This window comes from Sphingobacterium sp. SRCM116780, from assembly GCF_021442025.1.
Lineage (GTDB): Bacteria > Bacteroidota > Bacteroidia > Sphingobacteriales > Sphingobacteriaceae > Sphingobacterium.
Map to the genome: position 1 here is coordinate 3118966 of NZ_CP090446.1, position 26610 is coordinate 3145575.

Annotated in this window: 15 protein-coding genes; 7 read left to right on the forward strand and 8 right to left on the reverse strand. The window is 37.7% G+C overall.

Annotation, left to right across the window (positions count from 1 at the left end; all coding sequences use genetic code 11):
- Nucleotides 1-9 precede the first annotated feature (9 nt).
- From LZQ00_RS13420 to LZQ00_RS13445, 6 genes are all read left to right on the forward strand, one after another.
- Nucleotides 10-1617: a SusD/RagB family nutrient-binding outer membrane lipoprotein gene (locus LZQ00_RS13420; RefSeq protein ID WP_234509790.1), complete on the forward strand. Its 1608-nt coding sequence runs from the start codon at nucleotides 10-12 to the stop codon at nucleotides 1615-1617.
- Nucleotides 1618-2073: 456 nt separating this feature from the next.
- On the forward strand, nucleotides 2074-3252 hold the full coding sequence (locus tag LZQ00_RS13425; protein WP_234509791.1) for an ROK family protein: 1179 nt from the start codon (nucleotides 2074-2076) through the stop codon (nucleotides 3250-3252).
- A gap of 24 nt (nucleotides 3253-3276) precedes the next feature.
- On the forward strand, nucleotides 3277-6624 hold the full coding sequence (locus tag LZQ00_RS13430) for a SusC/RagA family TonB-linked outer membrane protein (protein WP_234509792.1): 3348 nt from the start codon (nucleotides 3277-3279) through the stop codon (nucleotides 6622-6624).
- An 11-nt stretch (nucleotides 6625-6635) separates the two neighbouring features.
- A complete protein-coding gene (locus LZQ00_RS13435; protein ID WP_234509793.1) occupies nucleotides 6636-8216 on the forward strand; it encodes a SusD/RagB family nutrient-binding outer membrane lipoprotein in 1581 nt (526 codons plus the stop codon).
- A 271-nt stretch (nucleotides 8217-8487) separates the two neighbouring features.
- Entirely contained in the window at nucleotides 8488-9927 is a 1440-nt protein-coding gene (locus LZQ00_RS13440; RefSeq protein WP_234509794.1) for an alpha-L-fucosidase, read from the forward strand.
- 108 nt (nucleotides 9928-10035) lie between these two features.
- Entirely contained in the window at nucleotides 10036-11073 is a 1038-nt protein-coding gene (locus tag LZQ00_RS13445; protein WP_234509795.1) for a sialidase family protein, read from the forward strand.
- A gap of 344 nt (nucleotides 11074-11417) precedes the next feature.
- Here the strand turns inward: LZQ00_RS13445 and LZQ00_RS13450 are convergent, their stop codons facing one another.
- From LZQ00_RS13450 to LZQ00_RS13465, 4 genes are all read right to left on the reverse strand, one after another.
- A complete protein-coding gene (locus LZQ00_RS13450; RefSeq protein WP_234509796.1) occupies nucleotides 11418-13784 on the reverse strand; it encodes a glycoside hydrolase family 3 N-terminal domain-containing protein in 2367 nt (788 codons plus the stop codon).
- A gap of 159 nt (nucleotides 13785-13943) precedes the next feature.
- A complete protein-coding gene (locus tag LZQ00_RS13455; protein ID WP_234509797.1) occupies nucleotides 13944-14423 on the reverse strand; it encodes a hypothetical protein in 480 nt (159 codons plus the stop codon).
- Between the two features lie 20 nt (nucleotides 14424-14443).
- Nucleotides 14444-14623 carry a hypothetical protein gene (locus LZQ00_RS13460; protein ID WP_234509798.1) on the reverse strand — a complete coding sequence of 60 codons (180 nt, stop codon included), beginning with the start codon at nucleotides 14621-14623 and terminating at the stop codon, nucleotides 14444-14446.
- A 134-nt stretch (nucleotides 14624-14757) separates the two neighbouring features.
- A complete protein-coding gene (locus LZQ00_RS13465; protein ID WP_234509799.1) occupies nucleotides 14758-15042 on the reverse strand; it encodes a hypothetical protein in 285 nt (94 codons plus the stop codon).
- A 370-nt stretch (nucleotides 15043-15412) separates the two neighbouring features.
- On the opposite strand from LZQ00_RS13465, the gene LZQ00_RS13470 reads away from it, so the two are divergent.
- Nucleotides 15413-16267 carry a hypothetical protein gene (locus LZQ00_RS13470; RefSeq protein WP_234509800.1) on the forward strand — a complete coding sequence of 285 codons (855 nt, stop codon included), beginning with the start codon at nucleotides 15413-15415 and terminating at the stop codon, nucleotides 16265-16267.
- Nucleotides 16268-16495: 228 nt separating this feature from the next.
- Here LZQ00_RS13470 and LZQ00_RS13475 read toward each other — a convergent pair whose 3' ends face one another.
- The 4 genes from LZQ00_RS13475 to LZQ00_RS13490 form a co-directional block, all read right to left on the reverse strand.
- Nucleotides 16496-20056 carry a glycoside hydrolase family 2 TIM barrel-domain containing protein gene (locus tag LZQ00_RS13475; RefSeq protein ID WP_234509801.1) on the reverse strand — a complete coding sequence of 1187 codons (3561 nt, stop codon included), beginning with the start codon at nucleotides 20054-20056 and terminating at the stop codon, nucleotides 16496-16498.
- A gap of 97 nt (nucleotides 20057-20153) precedes the next feature.
- Nucleotides 20154-21602 (reverse strand): alpha-L-fucosidase, encoded by a 1449-nt coding sequence (locus LZQ00_RS13480; protein WP_234509802.1) that lies wholly within the window; start codon nucleotides 21600-21602, stop codon nucleotides 20154-20156.
- A gap of 71 nt (nucleotides 21603-21673) precedes the next feature.
- Nucleotides 21674-23344: a RagB/SusD family nutrient uptake outer membrane protein gene (locus LZQ00_RS13485; RefSeq protein ID WP_234509803.1), complete on the reverse strand. Its 1671-nt coding sequence runs from the start codon at nucleotides 23342-23344 to the stop codon at nucleotides 21674-21676.
- A 10-nt stretch (nucleotides 23345-23354) separates the two neighbouring features.
- Nucleotides 23355-26549: a SusC/RagA family TonB-linked outer membrane protein gene (locus LZQ00_RS13490; protein ID WP_234509804.1), complete on the reverse strand. Its 3195-nt coding sequence runs from the start codon at nucleotides 26547-26549 to the stop codon at nucleotides 23355-23357.
- Nucleotides 26550-26610: the final 61 nt, after the last annotated feature.

The following is a 26610-nucleotide window of genomic DNA, read 5'->3' on the forward strand; positions in this document are numbered from 1 at the left end:
ACAAATGTTATGAAAAAAACAATCAAAAATATCATTTTAAGCGGATTATTGCTATCCACAGCATTTTCATCCTGTAAAAAGTCAACTTTTGATGAAAATTACTATAATCCCGAAGCTTCAGTAGAAGCAGATATACCTAGACTTTTTTCTGGACTTCTTTTTAATCAAAGCACAGCTAGTGCTAACACGATAATGCCAAGATATTGGAATTTATATGTTTTTCAATTGCCAACTTTAGGGACTTATACACAATTATTTGGGTATACTTCCGGTCCTGGAATGTATGAACAAAAAACTGCATATTCACAAAGCCGCTGGCAATACTATTATACAGCTCCATTAGCTTCATATAAAGAAATAACTAAATTTTATGAAACATTAACAACGAACGAAGATAAAGAAGGGTATAAAATTTTCGTTCAAACCAGTAAGGTTTTCCTATACGATCAAACTGCACAAATGATTGACATGTGGGGAGATATCCCATTTTCTGAAGCTGGTCAAGTCATTTTAACAGGTGGAGATATTATCAATGGAAAATATGATGACCAAGAAGCATTGTACAATCAAATGATTGATGACTTAAAGGTAATTGCAGACGACCTAAATAATAATAAGACAACAACCTATTACAAACAAATGTTTGATAAAGCTGATTTATTAAATTTAGGAAATCTGGATAAATGGAAAATTTATGCCAATTCATTACGACTACGTTTAGCAATGCGCATTAGTTATGCAAACGAAACAAAAGCCAAACAAGTAGTCAATGAAATCCTTACTAACCCAACTTTATATCCAGTTGTTACCACCATTGCGAATTCAATAAAAATTGATGCACGGGGCACTCAATTAAGAAGTGTTGTTGGTGTAGATGGTATTAAAAATTCATTTGAAAGTTCTGGATTCAACTACGCTCCTGGGTATATTATCAATAATTTAATGAAACCTTCGGCAGATCCTCGTTTACAAGTATTTTTCTCGAAAAACATCAAAGGAGAATATTTAGGTTTGGATCCTAATCTTGATGAAACAACTCAAGAAAACCAGATCAATGGTAATCTGATATCACGTGTAGATTCTGCTACATTTAGCAGAAATGATAAATTCCCTGGGATCATTATTACACCAGCGGAAGTGTCTTTTCTGAAAGCAGAAGCTAATGAAAGATGGGGTATTGGAAACTCAGCTGAAATGGAATATAAAAACGGGATAAAACAATCTATCGATTTTTGGTACTACGTCAATAGTTTAAATGACAATGCTGATGGTACAGCTTATGTTCCTAAAACGAAGCCAACTGAATCTCAAATTAATACTTTTTTAACCAATGCATTAATTGCTTACTCAGGTTCAAAACAAGAAAAGCTAGAAAAAATTGCTTCACAAAATTGGTTGAATTTTTCACCTATTCAAGCACAACATGCTTGGGCAGAGTATAGGAGAACAAACTTTCCTAAATTGACATTTGTTAAAGATAATGGATCTCAACAAAGCCCAATGCCTCCTACAAGATTGCTGTATCCTGAAAATGAACGAACTTATAATCCAGTCAATTATCAAAACGTAAAAGATAAAGATAATTTGACAACTAAACTTTTCTGGGACGTAAACTAAAATTTTAAAATCTTAATAAAGAAAGCTACTTCGGTAGCTTTCCTTTTTTACAGCATGTCTTTGGACATGCTTTTTTTATGACTAAAAATTTCGGATGCTTGATTTATGAAGAGAGCTTTTAGTTTGTATCCACATTATTACATTTCTTGTTTATCACTTATCTTATTGTATACAGAAAAATCTGAAAATCAATTTGAAGAGCGTTTTAGTTATCCAAAGCACTAAGCAAAACAAGAATTCTATAGCATATGAAGTGATCAGTAATACAAACTTAGGTATCATAATTTCGTTACAACAATACTCGTTATTGATTTTAATCTCTTACACAATCCTCATTCTACTAGAATTAAAAACAAAAGTAACACCCACTTTTTAAAAAAAATTATAAAGTTGTTGCTATATTAAAATAAATTTCATTTATTTACAGCCACATTGCGAAAATCAACAAACCACAGTATGATAAACTGCCAAATTTTGAAAGCACTTTACTTTCAAGAATCGCAATCGATTGCGGATCTAAGTAAAACGTTTAATAAAAGTATACCACTCATTACTAAATCAATAAATTCATTATTGGAGATGAATCTTGTTGAAGAGAATGGTTTTGCTGTATCAACTGGTGGAAGAAGGGCGATTCAATTCAAAGTTAACAACAAGCGATCAACATATACATTAGTTATCATACTGGATCAGTTCTATACCTCGATTCAAATCTACGATCTAGAAAATAATATCATTCATGAAAGTACGGATATATATAATCCTCTAGTTTCAAATCCGAAAAGCCTTTCCACTATTATTGGTGTTATTGAGCAAGTGTTGGAGCAATCCAATATTCCGTTATCCAATTTTCTTGGTTTTGGTATCAGCATGCCTGGATTTGTCGATCCCTCTATAGGTATCAATGATTCTTTTGACAAACAGGCCAAGCTGTATCATATAAAAAAACATATTGCGGATCACTTTAAAGTACCTGTTATTCTCGAAAATGATTCCACCTGTATTGCTTTTGCAGAACAGAAATTTGGTGTTGCAAAAGATATAAAAAACTCACTGGTTATCAATTTAAACTGGGGAGTAGGCTTAGGTATCATTGTCAATGATGAGATCTTCAAAGGTTCTAGTGGTTATGCTGGAGAATTCAGTCATATCCCATTGAGTGATAGCAATGAATTATGTTCGTGCGGAAAAAAAGGATGTCTGGAAGTGGAAGCTTCTCTAACGGCTGCCTTAAAAAACGTCGAGACCGCATTAGTCGCTGGAGAAAAATCAAGTCTAGAATCGGAACAGTATAGCAATCTCTTAGCGCAAGGAGATGCCTTATTGGAACATGCATTAAAAGGTGATCAATTGGCCGTTGCCAGTTTAGGAAAAATTGGCTATATGCTCGGAAAGGGAATCGCCACATTGATCCATATTGTCAACCCCGAAGCGATCATTATTAGCGGAAGAGGAGCCAAGGCAGGCGATATTTTGATGCCTCAAATCCAAACCGCAGTCAACGAATTTTGTATCCCTCGGTTAGCAAAAGCCACAGAATTAAAAATATCAGATTTAAATAAGAGAGCGCAAAGCTTAGGTACAGCAGCGTTTATTATCGAAAACTTAATACACACACTAATAACACCAAACTAATTAAAACTTATCAACCCTTAACGTATGAGTTATTTTTACAAAAAAAGTGCGGGATTGGCGTTATGCACATTATTTAGTGCATCAGCGTTATTCGCACAGCAATCTGTTACAGGAAAGGTAACGGATGCTACAGGACCAATTTCCGGTGTTAGCGTTTCTATAAAAGGAACCTCACGCGGAACGCAAACAGGCCCAGATGGTAGTTTTACTATCCAAGCAGCTCAGGGAGAAACATTGCGATTTTCGATGGTCGGTTATAAAGCCACAGAAATTTCAGTTGGGTCAACTAAAACGATTAATGTATCACTACAAGAGGATGCATCTGCATTAGACGAGGTTGTGGTAACAGCTATGGGTATCAAGAGAGCCCCTAAAGAATTGGGATATGCCATGAGTACGGTCGATTCGAAAGAGTTGACTAAGACAGGTTCCCCTAACTTTGCTGGTGCCTTATACGGTAAAGCTCCAGGCGTACGTATTTCAGCTGCTCCAGGTGGTGCCACTTCAGGTGTCAATATCAATATCCGTGGTACAAACTCCATTACAGGTAACTCCCAACCTTTGGTTATCATAGATGGTGTACCGATGCGTCAAAGTTCCTTTAATAACTCCGATTATTGGGGGGACCAACGTGCTCGTGGTAACGGATTAGAAGATCTTAATCCAGAAGATATTGAAAATATCAGCATCTTGAAAGGTGCTTCCGCTGCCGCATTATATGGATCAGAAGCGATGAATGGTGTTGTACTAGTGACAACAAAATCAGGAAAAGCTGGAAAAGGATTCTCTGTTGATTTTAATGCCACATACGCACATGATCAGATTGCTTATTTACCAAGATTTCAAGATGTTAGAGGACCAGGGTATTCTAAGGCTTATCAAAACGATAAACAATCAGATGATCTGTTTTATTATTATACTCCAGCTGAAGCAATTAATGGGGTGAATCGAGGTGTTATGAACTCGGGAATCAATTTCGGACCAAAGTTTGATGGTCAAGATATCATTTCTTGGGATGGTCAAGTAAGACCATACAGTGCGCAGAATTCTTACAATAAATTTTTCAACAACCCGAATAATTCGATTTTCAATCTTGCGATAGGAAACGCTACGGAGAACTCAAATATTCGATTCTCTATTACACGTCAAGATAACCAAATGACTGCGATGGATTCCTATAACAAAAAAAATATTGCGAATCTGAATGCAAGTTTCACATTATGGAAAAAATTTAAAAATGATGTTGTTGTCAACTTTATCAACCAACAAACACACAATAGACCGCTCCTAACAGATCGTTTAATTAACAATTTCACAGGGATGATTTCCACGTTTGACAATCCGGATTGGTATTTAAATAAATACCAAACAAGTCTTGGTTATAAATATGTGATCAAAGACCCAAAAACACAATCGTTGACTCCTGCTGAAGATATTCATTATTTTGGTTATAGAGGTGACGTTCTTGAATACTATTGGAACTCGAAAGCAAAACAATACGATGAAAATTCAAATCGACTGATTGGTTCCTATACAGCAACATGGAGTATAACGGATGACTTATCTTTACGTGGACGTGTCTCTGCAGATGTAACTTCATTAAAAACAGAAGACAAACAACCAAATGAGGTTCCTTTAGCCTTTGGTAATACTGGTTTTTTCTCATTAGGAAATCAAAATGCCAATATTTACTACACAGACTTAATGGCGACCTACAACAAACAACTTAATGATGACATTAAGTTAGGTGTAGTAGCAGGATATACCGCAACCCGTTCACAAGACATCTATGTTGAAAATGAAACCGATGGTGGTTTAACCGTTAGAAACTGGTATGACGTAAACGCCACATTAAATCAGGCAAAAAGAAATGACCGATACAATTATCGTAATTACATGTTACGTGATGCCGTTTTCGGAACAGTAAACTTCAATTTAAAGCAATTTTGGAATGTTGAAGGAACATTAAGACGTGAACGTATTTCTACGATGAATCCTGACAATAATGTTTTATATTACCCATCCTTAAACACAAGTTTTATTCTCTCTGATGCTGTTAAATTACCAGAAATCTTTAGTTATGCCAAGTTAAGAGGATCATGGGGTATAGTGGGTAATTATCCTGATATTTATAAAAGTGCACTATCCTACACGCAAAAAACATTAGGACCACAAGCTGATGGTGGTACATCCGTTATTTATACCACAGTTCCAACAACAGAATTTGGCAACGAGAATATCAAACCTGAAACTAAAAATGAGGTTGAGTTTGGTTTAGAAACAAAAATGCTCAAAGGACGTTTAGGATTAGATATAACTTACTATAATGGATTGGTTAAAGATCAAATTCTAAATTATACGCTACCTATTACATCTGGTGCAAATTCTATTCTTGCCAATGTAGGAAGTTTACGCAACACAGGATGGGAATTTGCTATTAATGGCACACCAATCCAACATGAGAATTTCAAATGGAATACTGTTCTTAATTTCTCTATGAATAAAAACAAAGTAATTTCTTTACCAGGTAATGCAGGTTCATTATTATTAAGAGATTACGATGGTAAAGCAGCTCAACTCGTTGCTAATGTCGGAGAGTCTATGGGAGACATCATGGTGCGCCCAGTTAAAACAGATCAAAATGGAGACAAAGTTGTGGCAGCAAATGGGCTTTATGAAATTGATGGAAATTCATGGATCAAAGCTGGAAATGCAATGCCAAAAGCTACTGGAGGATTTATCAACAACTTTTCTTACAAGAACTTTTCGTTAGATTTATTAATGGACTTCAGGTTAGGAGGCAGCGTGATGCCTACAGGTATCAATTGGATGATCAGTCGTGGTTTATTAGAAGAGAGTTTAAATAATATGGATACGGAGCATGGCGGTCTTAGTTATTACCAAACAAAAGATGCTGCAGGTAATACGATGGGTGTCGCAACCAATTCTACTGCAGGTCCAAATGGTGAAATTGTTTATCATGATGGAATGTTAATGGATGGAAAACTAGCCAACGGAACGGAGAACAGTAATGTTATTTCGCAAGCTACTTACTATAACAACACCTATAATTGGGGAGGACCTCAATATTCTCAATCACGTTATGAACTATATGTTCAAAAAAACAATTATCTTAAAATGCGTGAAATTTCATTAGGATATAAATTGCCGAGTTCAATCGCTAGTAAATTAAGAGCAAAAAATGTTCAATTATCTGCATTTGGTCGTAATTTATTCTTCATTTACAGATCGATTAAAGATTTAGATCCTGAGCAAATGACTGGTGGATCCAATTGGATTAATAGTGTTTCAAATGCTGGAACTTCTCCTGCAACTAGAACTTATGGTTTAATGCTACGTGCTAGCTTCTAAAGAAAAAAATAATGAAAAAGTCACTTATAATGATGGGGCTCTGTGTAGCTTCATTTTCAACGATAACATCTTGTAAAAAAGATACTTTTGCCGATTATTATAAAAATCCAGCAAAAGTCTCCGAATCAAGTATAGAAAAACAATTCACTGGGATAATTTATGATTTTAGGGCGTTAATCATTCCAACATACGGGAATTACTTTATTACACTCCGTCCTACCATTAATCTTTACATTCAAAACCTAGGTTCACTTAACCAAGCGAACCAATTAGTCCCGGGCTCCGCTGCTATTGAAGAAAGATGGAATAAATACTATGCAGGTCTTACACAATACAAAGAATTTATACGGTTATTCAATAATCAAAGTGAAGAAGACAAAGCAAATAAAAAAGCGATGCTTTTAGCTGCGAAAGTTTTATTCTATGATCAAACACAACAAATGGTTGATCTAGTAGGCGACATTCCTTGGACAGAAGCAGGAAACCTAATGGCTAATGGTGGAGACTATACTATTTCCTATCCGAAATATGACAAAGCAGTAGATATCTATACCACAATGCTTGATGATTTAAAAATCATGAGTGAGGATCTTAATACATTGCAAATTCCAGCAACTTTTGCAGGTTCTTTCAAAACTCAAGATTTAATTAATAATGGTGATTTAGAACTTTGGAAAAAATATTGTAATTCACTTCGTCTAAGAATGCTGACACGTGTATCGGCAAGCAGCCAATTTGCAAGTAGAGCAACGGCTGAAATTGATGAAATCGTTAAGAACCAAACAAAGTATCCGTTGATTCTCACAAATAGTGAAAACGCTCAAATTGATATTTTTAATGTAAGTTCAGATATCAAATCTGAAGATATTAAGGGTGCTTTTGAAACGGATGGATGGTATGCGAATATAGCGAGTAAACCCATGATTGACCAAATGGTCAGTACACATGATCCTAGACTTCCTATTTTATTTGAGACAGGTGATAAAGCTGCTGGAGTATACATTGGTTTGGATCAATCGTTGAACAATAATGAACAATCTACTTTAGTAAGAGGAAATACGTTAACGATCTATAATAGACATACGTTATCTCGAAATAAATACATCCCGGGTATTCTGATTAGTGCTTCGCAAGTAAATTTCCTTTTGGCAGAGTATTATAATAAAACGGGAAATGCAGGATCTGCAAAAGCAGCATTTGAAAATGGATTAAAAGAGTCCATTAACTTATATAGCAGTATCAGCAAGAAAAGTGACGATAAAACAGTTCCTGCTGCTGCTGTACCAACTGCTGCTGAAATTGCAACGTTCATTTCAACTGTTAATTGGGATGCCGCCAGCAACAAAATTCAATTGATTGCAACGCAAAAATGGTTACACTTCAACTTGTTTCAAGCGGTAGAAAACTGGTCAGAAGTAAGAAGGCTAGATTATCCTAAATTTACGATTCCTACCTTTAGTTCTGACATTCAAAAAACTGTGCCAGTTAAGTTGACTTTACCACAGGCTGAAGCAACATATAATGAGGCGAACTATAATGTCGTTAAAGACCAGGACAATCCGAATACAAAATTATTCTGGGACGTTAACTAATTTTTTTTAACTTAATAAAGAAAGCCACATCAGTGGCTTTCTTTATATTATAGTATTTTGAATAATCTTCGCGTTACATAGGTTAACTAATTAGCATAAACTTTTATGAAAAAGATCCTTTATTTATTATCTTTATTATTGAGCTTATCATTTGTTTCCTGTAATAAAAATGACATGGAATATTCAAATCGGTTTGATGATAGCTTTCGTATAAACGTACATAAAAACAACTATTTTTCACGAATTTACATTACTAATATATTGCATACACATGTCGACTTATTATAAAAAAATAATAGCCGTAAGTCTATTGGCTCTTTCAACTTCAAAAGCTTTTCCTCAAGCGCACAATGTATCCGCAGGTTATCAAAAACCTACTGATCCATTAGTTGTCGAAAATCTCGAACAATGGCAAGACATGAAATTTGGTCTATTTATGCATTGGGGTACCTATAGCCAATGGGGTATTGTAGAAAGTTGGAGTCTATGTCCAGAAGACGAAGGGTGGACGAAAAGAAAACCTGAACATGGCAAGAACTATAATGACTATGTAAAGAATTACGAAAATTTACAAAAATCCTTTAATCCAACAGACTTCAATCCACAGAAATGGGCCGATGCCGCCAAAGCTGCAGGGATGAAATATGTGGTATTCACCACTAAGCATCACGATGGATTTGCTATGTTTGACACAAAAGAATCAGACTATAAAATCACATCACCCAATACCCCTTTTTCAACAAATCCTAAAGCCAATGTCACCAAAGAAATTTTTAATACTTTCCGGAATGATGGCTTTAAAATAGGTGCCTATTTTTCAAAACCCGATTGGCATACCGATTTTTATTGGTGGAACTATTTCCCACCGAAAGATCGTAATGTCAACTACGATCCGCAAAAACATCCCGAAAGATGGCAAAAATTTAAAGACTATACCTACAACCAGCTCAATGAACTGACCTCCGAATATGGCAAAGTCGATATTCTTTGGTTAGATGGTGGATGGGTAAGACCATTTAAAACCATTGATCAATCCGTAGATTGGCAACGAACCATCAAAGTCGAACAAGATATCGATATGGATCGTATTGGTACCATGGCTCGAAAGAATCAACCTGGTATTATCGTTGTAGACCGTACCGTTCCAGGTAAGTGGGAAAATTATGTTACTCCAGAACAAGCTGTTCCTGATCACACCTTAGATATCCCTTGGGAAAGCTGTATCACGATGGGAGATTCCTTTAGCTATGTACCCAATGATAACTATAAGCCTACAAAAAAGATTGTCGAAACGTTGGTTAAGATCATTTCAAGAGGAGGAAATTACCTGATGAATATCGCTCCGGGACCAAACGGTGATTATGATCAAGCAGCTTACGATCGATTGAAAGAATTAGCTGCTTGGATGCAAATCAATCAATCTGCCGTATATGCCACACGTCCCATTGCTCCATTTCATGTAGACGATTATTATTATACCCGTAGCAAGGACAGTAAAGTAGTCAATGTATTCCATTTACAAAGTGGTGATACCTATAAACAACCTGCGACCTATACGTTCACATTACCAGAGAATTTTAATGTAAAAGATATCAGCATCTTAGGACATAAAGGCAAATTAAAATGGTCACAGAAGGATAATCAAATAAGCGTAAAAGGAGTAAACACACGACTTAATTATGCAACTGTCATCCAGTTAAAAGCGAAATAAAAAGCAAGCTCCAATTGTTATTAACCTGTAGCAGTTGGAGTTTATATGCTGTTGTGAATGATGATTTCGACAATTACTAGATCTTCTGATCAATTTAAAACTCCTATTATGCGCTATCAATTCGATATACTTTTTTGTTTGCTACTCCTAAGCCTTACCTCTTGTAAAAGTTACCAACCCACATTGCTTAGTAATGAGCAAATCTTTTCTGTTGGACAAGTCGATTTCAAGCAATGTCATGCATCAACCATTCAAGAGGTTGGAAAAGACAGTTTGCTCAGCGCTTGGTTTGGCGGAACACACGAGTCCAATCCAGATGTCTGTATATGGATGTCGCTTAGTGTCAATGGCAAATGGCAACAACCAATCAATGTAGCCAATGGACAATTGGAAGACAAGCGTTATCCCAGTTGGAATCCCGTACTCTATCAACATCCAACTTCAGACAGTTTGTTTTTGTATTACAAGATCGGACCAAATCCAAGGGAATGGAAAGGTTATTATCAATATTCCATGGATAAAGGAACCACTTGGTCTGCGAGACAAGCATTGCCAGAAGGAATTTTAGGCCCGATTAAGAATAAACCATTGACACTTAAAAATGGTGTTATTTTATCACCATCCAGCACAGAATCGAAAGAAGAAATCTGGAAAGCTCACATTGAAGTTAGTCAGGATAAAGGAAAAACATGGACTGTTCGTAAAATAAATCCAGACAGTCCCATTCAAGTCATCCAACCCAGTGTTCTGCTACACAAAGACGGCAGGATACAAGTCCTTTGTCGTAGCAAAGAAAACTCGGTTATGACAGCCTTCTCTAAAGACCAAGGAAAAACATGGGACGATTGGACGCCTACAAACTTATTAAATCCAAACGCGGCCACAGACGCTATTCAATTGAAAAATGGTTATTATATGATTGTTTACAACCCAGATATTGCTGGAAAAGATTGGTGGGAAGGGCGAACCAAACTACGGGTAGCCTTATCCAAAGACGGCATCAAATGGAAAGATGCGATGCAATTGGAAGATGGCGTTAAAGGCGATGAATATTCCTATCCAACCCTTATTCAAGACAGCAAAGGACATATCCATATCACCTATACCTGGAATAGAAAAAGCATTAAACATGTCGTTTTGAAGTAAGAATAGGTTGAAGCCTAAAGGTTTGCGCAACCAAGTCTAAAACTGAATATTCAAAAATGCCGTAGGCTTACACAACCTGGTTTAAGTGTTCCAACGGATCACTTAAATCCTATTTTGAAACCAAGGTCTCCAGACCGAAATGTAGTACTAAATAAACATTATATTTCAGATGGTCGTTTTTGCTTTATTTCCATACAGAGTCTTAGATTTTATATTAGATTTATTGACCGCTGAAAAAGCGAACAATAAACCAGTTAAGGGCTAAAGCCTTGCGCAACCAAATCTAAAACTTAAGACTCAAGAAACCGAAGGTTTACACAAGATGAATCTAACTATCTAACCTACTAAAGATAATCTTTCGTTAACTCGACGTCCCCTTCTAAACGAATATCATCTGACGCAGCCCCGATCTGCAATTTAAATTTTCCTTTCTCTGTTTTCCAGGATTTGTCAACAGCCCATAATTTCAAATCCGCTTTGGTTAATTGAAATGAGTAAGTAGCGCGTTTACCCGCATCAATTGATTTCCGTTCGAAACGTTTTAACTGTTTAATAGGCGTAACGACCGAACTCACTTCATCGACAACATACAATTGTGCAACCTCATCACCATTCCGTTGTCCTTGGTTACTGACATCAAAAGAGACCGTGCATAAAAAATCAGCAGACTCCTCTTTCAGATCAATTTTAAGATTAGTATAACCAAAAGTACTATAACTCAAGCCATAGCCAAATGCATAGCGAGGTTTCGCTTCCATCTCCACATAGTCGTGATGTTTAGGTTTGCTATAGTTATAATGTACAGGCAATTGTCCGACCGAACGCGGTATTGAAATCGGTAAGCGCCCAGCAGGATTATAATCTCCAAAAAGAACATCAGCAATAGCCAAACCACCCTCCTGTCCAGGATACCAGGCATTGATAATCGCAGGGATATGATCCGATGCCCAGTTCAAGTTCAAGGGTCTTCCCATAATGTTAACCAATACGATCGATTTACCTGTAGCGTGCAAAGCCTGCAATAAATTCAACTGATTTCCCATCATATCCAAGGAAACGCGATCAAACCCTTCCCCACTCTCCATATCACTAATCGCATTGGCATCGACATTAGCCGCGCCTGTTGCCTGATAAGACGTTTTAAAATCACGTGCACTCGATCCACCCAAAACCACCACAACCACATCCGATCGTTTGGCAGCTTCGACAGCTTCTGCAATACTATTCACCGAAGTATCGCGGATGGCACAGCCTTTCACGTAATCCACTTGCACACCTTTTCCTACCGCAGCACGGATACCATCCAATACCGTCTTTACTTTTCCATCAGCCTGTGGAGCTGTATAGTCTCCCAACTGATTATAAACATTGTCTGCATTCGGTCCGATCACCGCTATACGTTGTAACGATTTACTTAAGGGTAATACTCCCCCCTCGTTTTTCAATAAAATAATTGATTCTTGCGCTACTTTTCGTGCAATTGTCTTATTCTCGTCTGTTCCTACTTGCTGTGCAACCCGTTTTTCATCCACATAAGGACGATCAAACAAACCAAGATTAAATTTCATGCGAAGAACACGTGTGACAGCAGTATCCAATACAGATTTTTCGACCAAACCTTGCTGTACTGCTTTCAATAAGTTTGGACCATAACCCGAACCACTTAAATCAACATCCAGTCCAGCATGTATACTTTGCGAAGCCGCATCTACCCCATCCGAAGCTGTGGCATGTCCCCCATTAAGTCCTGAGATACTTAAGAGATCTGAAACAACAAAACCATTAAAACCCCACTCCTTACGTAATACATCTTTCAGTAACCACGGATTAGCCGAACATGGAATACCATCGATACTATTGTAAGCCGTCATCACGGAACCAGCTCCTGCACGTACAGCTTGTTCGAATGGTGGTAAAAAATAATGTCGCAATGCTCGTTCCCCTAAGGCAACACTTTCGCCATTATGTCCACCATCTGGAGCGGCATAAGCGACGAAATGTTTCAATGTCCCTATTATTTTATCTGTTTGACCAATGTGATCACCTTGAAATCCCTGCACCATTGCTTTTCCCATCTGTCCGATCAAATACGGATCTTCACCATACGTTTCTTCGGTACGAGACCAACGCGGATCACGAGCCAAATCCAACACAGGACCATAACCATTCTTCCCTCCTACGGCATAGGTTTCTTTTGCTATGGTTGCAGCCATCTCCTGAATTAGTGTGGGATTCCAAGTGCTAGCCTGTCCAATGGCCGTTGGAAAAACCGTTGCTCCAATGGCCATATGACCATGTGGCGCCTCTTCCGAAAGCAAGAGAGGTATCCCTAGACGCGTACTATCCAGCATATAACGCTGGATTGCATTAGTCGCACGAGCGGCTTCCACAGGACTCAAACCATTTAACAACGTTTTCTGTGTCCAAGGGTCTGCTCTTAAGGTTGCCCAAAGCAGACCGATATGCTGTTCCTTGACAGCTTTCTTTAATTTAGCACTAACAGCAACCCCTTTTGCATTCTTTTCATACATCTCCCAGCCCAACAATTTAGATAACTGTCCAACCTTTTCTTCCACAGTCATTCTTCCTAAGAGATCATGCACACGTGTTTCTACAGGCAGCTTACTGTTTTTATAAGGCATTTGCTGCGCCTGAAGCTGCGAGAAACTGCAGGAAAGTATACCCAGAATAAGAATTGAGCTAAATTTCATTGTCGAAAATAATATATAATAGAATTTGTATTCGGTTTTTAAACCACTAAAATAACGATTTAGCAATAGAAAAAGTTAATCATGTTATCTTTTTTAAAAAGAATCTCATAAAAAAAGACGAACAATCGTCTTTTTGCAATTTAATTATCAAGAATTTACTCAATCTTGTTCATTATCTTCTCGCAGCTTCACTATTTGCTCCAACGCATCAATATCCACTTGATCTTTTGGACGATTTACGGCTCTTTTATTAGCGATCAATTGATTGATATGGAGAAATGGAATATGTATTCCTTCAATCTCAGCTATAGAAGCTAGTTCCAGGCACTCATCAAAGGAATAATTTTCTAAACCTTTCATATGAGTTAAGATATCCAATCGTAGTCCATTATTCAAATGAAAATCTGTCCAACCAGTAATAAAATCCATTGTTTCTAATTGTGAAATATCTCCCAAAGAAGATAATACAAATGCCTTACGGAGATAAGCTCTGTTTTGTGAAGAATCTTTTATCCAGATATCAAGATCGCCTGTGAATCGTTGAAAGCCATGTAAATTAGTCGCATAACCACCGATCATAATATAATCAATCAACATGACAAGTTTCAAGATTTCTCCAAAATGATAGAATTTCTTCATCAAATATATCCATAGACAAATTACTTTTCTAAAAATGGTTTATGGGAAATTTTAGCTTTTTTTAGGGTTTGTTGAATTTTATAAAGCCTTGTAGCCATTTCAAATCTTTCTTTATAAGATCGACTAAGGCCTTCTTTTAACAATGCTATTTCTGCTTCACTAAAACTTTTATCTACATTAACTTTATTTAAATCAACCATGGTTCACAATTACATGATAATCTTACTATAAAGATACAAATTAATCTTTTAATTTTCCTTTAACAAGGATATTCCATAGGAGTATAATTTAAAAAGCGCATTAGAATTCCTATTACATCTGGACAAGACAACCATTACTTTTTCTTTGTCAAGATTTTTCTAAAAAGCAGTTGTAAAAAGAAAAAGAGTAGGATCGCAAAAAGAAAATCGCCAACAAAGTAACTGTAGGAAAAATTACTGGCTTCATCCATGACATTTAAGACGGGATCATAACCCACTGATTGTCTAAAAAAATGAAACGGAAATCCGATCTGTAACGCACCATCATTGGGCATTTCATTGCGATAAGAAAGTAAGGTGCAAACCGTAAAAGAGACAATGACACCCAATACAGCGCGAGATAGAAAGCGGAAGGTCATGATACTTAGCTAGTTTCTAAACGATTATTTTTGTCCAATTAAAATTAGTAAAATTTAACCATATCTGTATCTACTTGGTGGAATCATTGGTGGTTATATTGTTTAGGGTTTACTGGGGACTAACTTAGGACCTTCTTGTACCTGTGAGCACCGTGTGAGCACCATGCGTCCACCGTGAGTGCACCTTTTATAAGTGCTCACACCATTTTCGGATGGTAGACAAACCCTACTCGCAGGTACAAGTTATATCCAATCAGTCCCCTAGCAATCTCCCAGTAACTCCCAAGTATTTGTCAACAGTTACCTGCTGAAAGATAAATCAAAACAATCGGATGAGGCAAACTGATTATCAAATTTGAAATGAGTTGTGATGCGTCATTTCAAATTTAATAATGCACTTGTGTTCAGTCCTTTTCATATTCGCAAAAATGCACAAATATTTGATTTTCGACAGTTTACAGCCGTATATTTGGATATGGCTATCAATCAAAATGGATTCTTACGGGGGCAAGTTGGCAACCTGGTAAACCGCAAATTAGGAAGTATCAATGTTATTCAAACCAAAGCTGGTCGTCGCATCAAACAGAGCGAAGGTACCAAAGAGTGCTCCCATGATTTTGGAGTAGCAAGCCGTGCATCTTTTACCATCCGATTTGGTTTGATTGAAATTCATCAGAATCTGTACGATGGACAAATGATCAATCGGCTGAATAAACAGATCTATCGTGCCTTGCGATCTAATCCAGACCAAGTGGCGGGAATGATGTCCATGGATCACGCGGTATTGAGTCGTTTAGTCGGATTTCAATTCAATGAAAAAAATCATATGGAGGACTACCTTTTCCTTGATCCTAAAATTCACTTGGATCATAATCAACAATTACATATTCAACTCCCTGAATTTGATATCATCAGAGCTGTACGTATGCCTAAAAAATGTGATAAAATCATTATGCATTTTCAGGTCGTAGACTTAAATTTTCCCGATCAAAGTTCAGAAAAAATCAAAAGTGTGGAATTCGAAATGGAGGACTTTTTTCACGTCCCTATTGCCGAACCACAGCATTGGATCATCGATTGCCATGCTGTTAAAAACAAAACTATTCTCGTCGGTCTCAATATTCATTATATATCACAACATACAACAACAAATGGAACGAAAGAATATCTATTGAATACAAAGGATTTCAATACAGCAGCCATTATCAGTGCTTTTAAGATTTAAATATAGAAGATCAAAATGCCCAATGCAGCTGTAAGAATAGTTCAAAAGCCCGTTGAGGTTATAGCGATAACATTTAAATTCATTTAGTCTATAAAATTAAAATACTTTGAATAGCAGAAATGAAAAGGAGAAAAAGAATTTGCTATTATAGCTAAATAAAAACAATACGTGTAAGCTTTTCAGGTGAGAAGATTACACGTATTACTTTAATTAAAATCAACAATCATGTTACAAAGGGTCAATCCTAAATCTAAATGTCAACGATTCTGATGTTGGCATCAAATATTGAACCAAGGGCAAAGGTCCACAACTGGCATTGCCCAAACCCTGTTGAAAACAATCTAAATTGAGCACAATATTGTCTCTTTTGATTTCTTTTAATTTAAAATCATGCTTGGCTTCCCACAGCTCCTGATCAGTATATGCAAGAGCTGTAAAGGATAAACGATCATAACTGCTTATTTTAAATCCATTGCCCTTTTCATCCTGCATGCTCAACCATCGTACATCTTCCCTATTGCCCATGCTTTGACTACGCACATAATGTTCTGATGCAAAGCCCGTTACCGTATTAGTATACAAACCCAGGAAAGAGGCATCCTTACGGTCTATATAGTTTTCGAATGGTCCTCTGCCATACCAGCTTACCTTCTGCATACCTTTAGGCACAAACAACTGTAAACCTAAACGTCTCAATAGATTTTCTTGTTTAGGTTTATCAAAGCGATTTTCCACGTCGATACTTCCATTACCATAAAGTGTATAGATAGTGGTGGTATGGAGATGAAATGGTTCTGGTGATGCAATATCAAAACGATTGCCTATTATGAAACGAATAAACTTACCATCGGGATCCATATCAAAGGTGAACTGTGTTTTTTCACGTTGCATTGGATAATAGTTTTGATCGGTGTATTTATCATTATTAACCGAACGGTACCAATTCATCAAGGGACCTTGTTCTTGATCGATCATTTCTACCCCTTTGTATTTCAATGACGTCAAGGTTCCTCTTTCCGAACTGAATATAGCGCGATAATCCTGTCCAAATACATGGATATTATTCCCATGTGCTTCATAATTGATTTTTTTAATATTTTTCAGATCAACGCCAACTACTGTAGTACGACCGGTCAATGCGAACTGTGCTGAAGCCATCTCAAATCCCTTATCTGCCCATGAATGATCTTGCTTTATCGCAAAACTGAAATCAATCAGATATTCATGATCACTCTTTATGTACTGCGCTACAGGAATTTCAACGACCTGACTCTGATTCGGCTCAACATGCAATACCGGAAGTATACCTTCAGCAATAACAACACCTTCCCTTCGTAATTTCCACTTGGTTTGAAAAGCATTAAGATTGGTAAAATTGTACTTGTTCTGTATCGTGAATTTATTAACGGCACCTTGATTTTGCGTGACTTTGATATATTGATAGATCTTTTTCACTTCTAATAATTTAGCTGTAACACGACGGTCGGGCGTCGTCAGACCATTATTGGAAAAATCACCGTCATTCGGTTTGTCCCCAAAATCTCCTCCATAATAATATTCATCTAATGGTCGTCCAGGTTTATTGATACCTTGGTCCACCCAATCCCATATACAGCCTCCGATCATGCGCTTTGAATTGTTCTCAATATAATCCCAATACTCTTTTAAATTCCCTACTGCGTTGCCCATAGCATGACCATATTCACATAGAAAATAAGGTTTATCCGCGCCCTCCTGATCGAACTGCTGCATTCTTTCCAAAGATGGGTACATATGGGAGTCCATATCTGCAATCTCATTTTTACCTTCGTAATGAATAAGACGACTTGGATCCATTTCTCTAGTCAACTGAGCCATCACCCGAAAGTTATCCCCATCACTACCTTCGTTTCCCAATGACCAGAACAAGACCGATGGATGGTTACGATCGCGTTGGATAACCCGTTTGATACGATCATTAAATGCCGGGATCCAATCGGGATTATGTGCTATACTATGATTTCCATGGTTCTCGAGATCGGCCTCATCCATCACATATAATCCAAAGTAGTCGTACATCGCATACATCTTTTGACTATTGGGATAGTGACTGGTACGTATTGTATTGATATTATGTTGTTTCATCATTCGTACATCCTGTAGCATAGTTTCAACAGGAACAGCTTTACCAAATCGCGGATGGATATCATGACGATTTACCCCTTTAAAAAAGACCTGCTGCTGGTTGACATAAACCCTTCCATTTTTTAGCTGGAGTGAGCGAAATCCATGTTTTTGAGCAACCACCTCTATCTCTTTTCCATTATCGTCCTGATAGCTCAATATCAGATCATATAAATACGGCTGTTCGGCAGACCATAAATGTGGATGGTCTAGTATTACCTGTAATGTCGTCTGCACTTCCTTCCCTACAGCTATCTGCTGTTGACCGACGACTTTACCACCGGCATCTAGCATCGTCAATTGTACCTGTCTTGCCCCAGTATCCTCACCTCCAAAATAGACTGCTGTTGACAGCTGTACTTTGGACAGGTCTTCTGCTAAAAATTTATCTTTAAGCTGCCAGTCCTGGATATAGCTCTTGGACCGAGCGACCAAATAAACATCACGATGTATACCGCTCAACCGAAACATATCTTGATCTTCAATGTAACTCGCATCTGTCCAGCGGTAAACTTCTACGGAAAGTGTGTTTTTTCCAGGTCTCACGTACTTACTGATATTAAATTCGGCATCATTATTTGCTCCTTCACTATAGCCTACCTTTTGTCCGTTCACCCATATATACATGCCACTATATACTCCATCAAAGTGAACAAAAATATTCTTGTCCTTCCAATCAGCAGGAATATCAAATTCCCTTTTGTACGACCCTACTGGGTTGATCTCTGTTTCATTGGTATAACCTTTTTGAGGTAAGATAAAGGGTGGTTCATTGCGAAATGGATAGGTAATATTGGTGTATATAGGTGTGCCGTAACCCTCCATCTCCCAATTGGATGGAACCTGAATTTCTTTCCAAGTAGCCGTTGAATAATTTTCTTCATAGAAATTGACAGGCCGTAAGCTGGGTTCATTCACCCAATTGAATTTCCATAAACCATTTAAACTTTTTACATTGGGAGAATTTGGAAAGACCCAAGGATACTGAAAATAAGGATCTTGCTTTAATAGTCCGCTATTGGGAAATGGAAAGAAGGTAGCATGTCCCTCCTCTTTATTGACCCCGAAAACCTGCTCATTTTCCCATTCTAAGTCACTCTTGGCATGTACTTCTTTTTTTGGCACTCGAGCATCTACTCCGACAAGTTTCCATACCTGATAAGCATTGGGCAACTGACCTATCTGACCACCACTTACCTCTTTACCTTTTACCGCAATTTGTAGCTTATTAACCGGATGACTGATGATAAAACCTCCAGTACCAGTAACCGTCAATTTCCATTGTTGATTGGGATTATTCGCATTGCTTTCCCATTGGATCACATCGACGGTCTGTCCACTCTGTGCACCATTATTGTCTATTCCTTTTCCTAAAAATGGATTTGAAATCGCATAAAATCCATTCGATAACAACGTGAATTTCCAGATTTGACCTTCTTGATTGAGCTTAGGACTTTCAAGTTTTATAAAACTATTGTTATCAGGACTTTGATGATTATCCCAGACAAGTCCCAACGGGCTGATAATCTTATAAAATCTACTGGTGTCCAATTCTTGCCCTTTACTATAAAAAAAAGTATTCAATAGCATAAAGACCACAAAAAGTCTTTGAAGTTTATTTTGCATGATAACTTGATTGAATGATAATATTTAGCAATCAACATATAAATTAGGGTACATATGTACGTGTACCCTGATTTATAAGATAAACACTACTATCTATTTAGGTAAATAATAAAGACTGTTTGTAGATACCAAAGCTATGTAAAGCCGGAGTAGCCTGTCCTTTAGTGATGCGTAAACGGATGTATTTTGCCTCGATAGGTTCAAATCTCACGATCCATTTATGACCAATACTTTGTCTGCCTTTTGTTTCGGAGATCGTCGTCCAACGTTTACCATCTTGCGAATAATCCACTTCCCATCCTGTGGTACGATGCCCCAATTGAATGACTTCCTGTATCATCAGACAGTCAAACTCCTTTTTATCCGACATGGTAAAAGTAATTTCATCTGTAGTCTGTTTATCCTTGGTAGTATAGAAAGTTTCAGTTGAATTATCTAAAAGAGTTGTCTCGACATACTGTCCGCCTCTACCATTTTTGGATTTTATCTGAGCCCCTTTTAATAAATTGTTACCAAAAGTTTCATTGATCCCTTGACGCAATTGTACCACATTGGTGGAATCGATAGGTGATAATTGCCCTCTGCGATCTGGTGGAAGGTTCAGCAGCAATACACTATTACGACCAACTGATTGGCAGTAGATGTCCCACAGCTCTTTTGTTGTTTTCACCATTTTGTCTTCTTCTTGGTGATAGAACCAACTCGGTCTTATCGAGACATCAGTTTCTGCAGGTATATAAGCATCTCCATCTAATTCTCCCTGATTAAGATATTTGATATTTGCGGCTTCATCACGGATACTTGCTGAATCGATCGTTGACCAGCATGGATCTCCTGCAAAACCGGACTCATTTCCGACCCATCGTACATCTGCAAATCGATAAGAATTTTTCGTACCAAAGATTACACAATTGGGCTGTAGTTCGTGTACGATCTTTGACCAACTGCTGTATACAGGAGTAGTCAGTTCATCTGCTCCTGCACCGTCCCACCAGGTTTCCCAAATTGGTCCATAATTGCCCATCAGTTCGCGCAATTGATTGCCATAATACTGTTTATATTTTGCGATGGAATATTCTGGATGTAAATGCTCATGTCGATCGTGTGGCCCTAAATAAACACTTGCTTTTAAGCCATTTCGGCTAAACGCCTCTGTAAATTCCTTAACGACATCGCCCTTCCCATTCTTCCAAGGACTGTTTTTCACATTATAATCGGTATATGCACTTGGCCATAAACAGAAACCATCGGCATGTTTTGCCGTTAAGATCCCATTTGGAATACCAGCTGCTTTTAGTGTTTTTGCCCACTGATCTATATTTAAATCTGTCGGATTAAATAATGATGTACTCGCTTTTCCATCTCCTTCATTGACAAACTCTTCATAAGTATTTAAACCAAAATGAAAGAAAGCGATGATCTCTTGGTTATACCACTCCACTTGTCTGGCATTAGGGGTCAACCCATAAGGTATAATATCTTGCGCTAAACAGTTGTTTTGCTTAAAAAGCATAAATGTTAAAGGAATTAAAAATAGTTTCTTCATATAAGGTCTGATATGTATTTAGTTATAAACTACTATAATAAACAAGTTGGATGAATATAAAAATAATCATATTACCATCCTGGGTTTTGGTTCAATTTGTCATTCAGTGTCAACTGATCGATAGGCAGCGGTCTGAGATAAAGCTTATCATTCCACTTCCGCACGTTGAGCTTTGGATAAACAAGCAATAGTCCATCGGCACTCAATTCTTTATTGAAATTAGGATATTGCTTTGCTAGCGCCGTTGTTACATGAAGTCCCTGTATAGTTTTTGGATTTTCAATTAGTTTTCCACCTTTCCAACGAACGATATCATCCCATCTGAAACCTTCTCCTACTAACTCTACGGCACGTTCTCTACGGATTTCATGAAGCAGTGGACTTAAATTGTATCCGTAATTCGGCCAGTTTGCATCCTGAAACCCTACACTTTCAACCAAATGCGCCATTGCAACACGATCTCTCAGTTTATTGATACTTTGATCCAAGACCGATTGGGTACAAGTGCCCAACTCGGCATTTGCTTCTGCATAATTAAGCAGCACTTCGGCATAACGGAAGATAAAAACATCTAATGTAGACATCCCTATATTCCATTGTACGGGATCCGGCGAATGATATTTCATCACATAATAACCCGTGGTACAATATTGCGGATCGATCATCGGTAACGGTCGATACTGCGTAGATCCATCTGCTAGGTTTTTGAAAGGCAACTGGGGATTATCAACAGTCTGCAATAGACGTGGGTCTCTATTCTGAAGTTCGGTAGTAGGCAATTGGTCACCCTGATATAACTTACTTACCGAAATAGGTCGACCGTCGGTACATAAATAACTTTCCACCGCAGCCTTACTCAATCCCGTTCCACTTTCTTCCAGTTGACGGGTATTGTTATGCATCAGCAGTTCTGACACATAAGTTCTGGCAAGAATAGTTTCTGTATTTTTACTTAAATCTTCCTGAAGGAACAAATTGGTATAATCAGTTCCTGCTTGACCTGTACTCCAAATTGCATAATTATTGGAATCCATGATCTGCTTTGCTGCTGCTATGGATGTCTGAAGTAATGCCGTTGCACCCGACATATTTCTATATTTACGATAAGTCCCTTCGAAAAGACAGATGCGAGATTTGAATGCCATTGCGGCATAGCGATGAAGCTCTCCTACTTTAACCTCATTTTGTTCAGGTAATTTGGCTATAGCATAATCAAGATCGGCGATAATCGAATCCATAACGATTTCACGAGATGTTCTTGGTGCAAACAATTCATCAGCATTAACCTGTAGATCTGTGCCCAACCAAGGTAAATCACCAAAATTTTTCAGTTTATTGAAGTATTCCCAAGCCCGAAAAAAGCGAACCAGAGCTACACTTTTAGCGATACGTGTTTCACTTCCCTTAACACGGGTATAGTTACGTAGAAAATAATTGCAGGCTCGAATATTTTCCCAGTCTCCCGATGACCACCCCCCACCTGAAGTAGGTGTAACATCATAGCCAAACAGATATGAATTGGGCGAATTGCTAACATACCAATCCGATTGATTATCTGCACCTGGTCCATTTGCACCTGGAAGGATATCATAAAAACGGGAGGCATACAGCTCAAGATCCTGTTCACTTTTCCAAAAAGAAGGATCCGAAAGGGCATCTTCAGGATACAGGTTCAATTCGTTTTTACAAGACGAGTATCCTAATACTACGCCTAATATGAAGATATAATATTGTATTTTCATAACACTAAGATTAAAGGGTTAAATTGACACCAAATGAAATAGACTTGTACAACGGGTAAGCGCCTACATTAATCGTTTCTGGATCATAAAGTTTTAATAAACTCGTCACCGTAACCAGATTTTCTCCTGTCACATAAAATCTCACACGATCTATTTTCACTTTAGAAAGAATATGCTGCGGCAGTGAATAACCTATACTGACAGATTTTAGTCTGCCATAAGCTGCATTTTGGAGATATCGTGTCTGTGTTTTTCGATTTCCAGTTACGTTATCATAGGTCGACCGCGGGAAATAAGCATCTTTATTATCCTCACGCCACGAATCTAGACTATGTTGGAATGGAACATGCCATTCATTACCAAAACCCCAGAACTGATTGCCTCCTGGCATGATATTTCGTTTTCCTATACCTTGAATAAAAAAGTCAAAATCAATATTCTTCCATTTTAAATCTCCACGGAATCCGAAAGAATAACGCGGTTCACTATTACCAATAATCTTCAGATCACCATGATCTGCTAATGTTCCCTTTCCTTCCGAGATTTCTCCATCACCATTCAGATCTTTATATTTGACATCTCCAGGATTCCAAGTGCCACCAAAGACCTTCGATTGATTGGCATGTTGTGTTATTTCTTCTACGCTCTGAAATAGTCCCTCTGTCTCATATCCCCAGATCTCACCCCAAACTTTTCCAGCATAATGTGTAGAAATCTGTCCTTGTGGATTATTGAAACGGGTTATCGTACCCTTATTGTCCGAAAGAATAGCATGGAGACCATATGATAGGTCTCCTTTATGATCCTGCCAACCTAAGTTCAGCTCCCACCCTGTAGTCTTAAGATCTGCTGAATTTTCCTGTGGAACAGCAGTACCTAGAATAGCTGGCAATGGGGTTCCTGAAGTCACCATATTCAACGTGTTGCGTCGGTACCAGTCAAATGTTCCGGTCAGTCTATTATTGAACATAGACCAATCCAACCCAAAATCTAACTGTCTAACAGTTTCCCAGGTTAAAAATGGGCTCACTAATCCTGGCGGGTTTACACTGGATATTTGTTTACCGTCAATTATATAACCCATCTCAGCATTGGTCGACATAGTCGGTATATAAGGGTAATCTCCACCTACACTTTGATTACCAAGTTGCCCATAAGAGGCTCGGAATTTCAATTCATTAACATGTTGTTTCAAATCACTAAAAAATGCTTCATTAGAAATCCGCCATGCTCCAGATACAGATGGGAAAAATGCAAATCGTTTCACTGATGGAAAACGGGAAGAACCATCATAACGACCATTAACTTCAAGCAAATAACGATCGTCATAATTATAGTTGATTCGCCCAAAATACCCCATCGTCGCATTTGCACGCTCGCCACTATTGTTATATTTTTCACCAATAGCCTGTCCTAGCTGTCCCAGATCATTACTAATTAAACTAACCCGTTTAGCATTGAACCATCGATAGCTTTTCTTTTCAAAATCATAACCTGCCAAAAATTTGAACTGATGTTTTTCTAATTTGTATTCATAATCAGTAAATGCCCTTACATTATGGTAGTAGTTATCATCATTGGTATATTCAACCGAACTGGGACTAGTATGTGGAAATACAGTCACAATATTGGGATTGGCTGTATGCTCTAAAATTTCTTTCCCGTGATATTTTTTATTGATACTATACATGTTGAAGTTATAATCCACATTGATATTCCAACTTTTCAGTGGTTTCAATGTCAATCCACCCCCTATCCACACATCATTTTCTTTATGTCTACGTGTACCTGAAATTTCCTGTATCGCCACCATATTGGTCCAACTACCTTGTCCTGAAAAATTACCATCAGGATGGTAGACAGGCATCAGCGGTCTAAGGTCAGCGCCATAAAACGCAGATTCCATATCATTTGAATTGGTCCCGAAAGGCATATCGCGATAAGCATGATTATAACGTGATTTTAATCTCACCTGCATCCAGTCTTTTAATTCACTTGACAGATTGAGGTTGAGATTATACCGTTTGTAGCTGTCATCATAGTGTTTTAAAAAACCTTCTTGACTAAGCATACCGACCGAACCATAGTAACTTGTCTTATCAGATCTGCCACTGATGGATACCGAATGATTTTGCATCAATGCTGTTTTTTTACGCGTCTCCTGGATCCAGTCGGTATTCCCATTGTATAAATACTTATTCGGATCATTAGGATCTATAAAGACAGGCGCATTGTTTTTCGGATCGGTAAAATAGGCATACACATGGTCCATATAATTCTGATCATAATAATCTGAACCGCCTGAATTACGATTTGTCTCGTTGAGAAAGTTGGCAAACTCCCATGAATTCAAATAGCTCGGAATACGTGTGGGTTGGTTGATCGCCAAATTGGACTGAATGTTAATTTTGGCATTTCCTTCTTTACCTTTTTTTGTTGTGATTAAGATGACGCCATATGCCGCTTGAGTACCGTATATTGATGAAGATGCCGCATCTTTAAGTACAGATACACTTTCTACATCGGCAGGATTAATCAAGTTTGGATCCATCTGTGCGCCGTCGACCAAAATCAAAGGACCTCCTCCATTGATCGAATTCAATCCCCGGATATTAAAACCACTTCCTTTTCCAGGAGCCCCGTTGCCCGTTGATATATTTAAATTACCGATCATACCTTGTAGTCCAGCACCTAAATTCGCTAGTGGACGATCATCCAAAACTTTGGCATCTACAGAGGCAACTGCTCCAGTCAGATTGATTTTTTTCTCTTTGGCATAACCCACCGTCACGATTTCATCAAGTACAGTTGTTTCCGATTCTAGTTGGATCGTCAGTAGATTTATTCCTGAAAAAGGAACAAGCTTCTCTTTATATCCTACTAACCTGATTTTTAATTGTCCTGAACTTTTGGTTGATTGTATTTGAAAAGTACCATCAGCATTACTTTTAGTCGCCGAAGAAGTGCCTTCAAGATAAACCGATACACCTGCTAGTGATTCACCTTTATTCGTGACAATCTTTCCACTGATGGTTATTTTTTGAACATCTTGAACAAAACGTTCATGCGCTTGAACGAAACTAATCGGTAACTGGGCGGTACCTAATGCTAGTGTCAGCATTAAACTAAAATGGCATGTTGATCGTTTATTGTATAGCCATTTCTGTCTAATACACAATTTTTGTTTAATTGGTTTCTGTATCATAATCAGATTGTTTAATTGGTTATTAATTTCCCCTATAAAAAGCTTCAGACCATCTATTCTT

What these genes read in the sequence shown, in the direction of transcription:
- LZQ00_RS13420 (WP_234509790.1), top strand. Translation starts at nt 10, where the DNA reads ATGAAAAAAACAATCAAAAATATCATTTTAAGCGGATTATTGCTATCC.
- LZQ00_RS13425 (WP_234509791.1), top strand. Translation starts at nt 2,074, where the DNA reads ATGATAAACTGCCAAATTTTGAAAGCACTTTACTTTCAAGAATCGCAA.
- LZQ00_RS13430 (WP_234509792.1), top strand. Translation starts at nt 3,277, where the DNA reads ATGAGTTATTTTTACAAAAAAAGTGCGGGATTGGCGTTATGCACATTA.
- LZQ00_RS13435 (WP_234509793.1), top strand. Translation starts at nt 6,636, where the DNA reads ATGAAAAAGTCACTTATAATGATGGGGCTCTGTGTAGCTTCATTTTCA.
- LZQ00_RS13440 (WP_234509794.1), top strand. Translation starts at nt 8,488, where the DNA reads ATGTCGACTTATTATAAAAAAATAATAGCCGTAAGTCTATTGGCTCTT.
- LZQ00_RS13445 (WP_234509795.1), top strand. Translation starts at nt 10,036, where the DNA reads ATGCGCTATCAATTCGATATACTTTTTTGTTTGCTACTCCTAAGCCTT.
- LZQ00_RS13450 (WP_234509796.1), bottom strand. Translation starts at nt 13,784, where the DNA reads ATGAAATTTAGCTCAATTCTTATTCTGGGTATACTTTCCTGCAGTTTC.
- LZQ00_RS13455 (WP_234509797.1), bottom strand. Translation starts at nt 14,423, where the DNA reads ATGAAGAAATTCTATCATTTTGGAGAAATCTTGAAACTTGTCATGTTG.
- LZQ00_RS13460 (WP_234509798.1), bottom strand. Translation starts at nt 14,623, where the DNA reads ATGGTTGATTTAAATAAAGTTAATGTAGATAAAAGTTTTAGTGAAGCA.
- LZQ00_RS13465 (WP_234509799.1), bottom strand. Translation starts at nt 15,042, where the DNA reads ATGACCTTCCGCTTTCTATCTCGCGCTGTATTGGGTGTCATTGTCTCT.
- LZQ00_RS13470 (WP_234509800.1), top strand. Translation starts at nt 15,413, where the DNA reads ATGCGTCATTTCAAATTTAATAATGCACTTGTGTTCAGTCCTTTTCAT.
- LZQ00_RS13475 (WP_234509801.1), bottom strand. Translation starts at nt 20,056, where the DNA reads ATGCAAAATAAACTTCAAAGACTTTTTGTGGTCTTTATGCTATTGAAT.
- LZQ00_RS13480 (WP_234509802.1), bottom strand. Translation starts at nt 21,602, where the DNA reads ATGAAGAAACTATTTTTAATTCCTTTAACATTTATGCTTTTTAAGCAA.
- LZQ00_RS13485 (WP_234509803.1), bottom strand. Translation starts at nt 23,344, where the DNA reads ATGAAAATACAATATTATATCTTCATATTAGGCGTAGTATTAGGATAC.
- LZQ00_RS13490 (WP_234509804.1), bottom strand. Translation starts at nt 26,549, where the DNA reads ATGATACAGAAACCAATTAAACAAAAATTGTGTATTAGACAGAAATGG.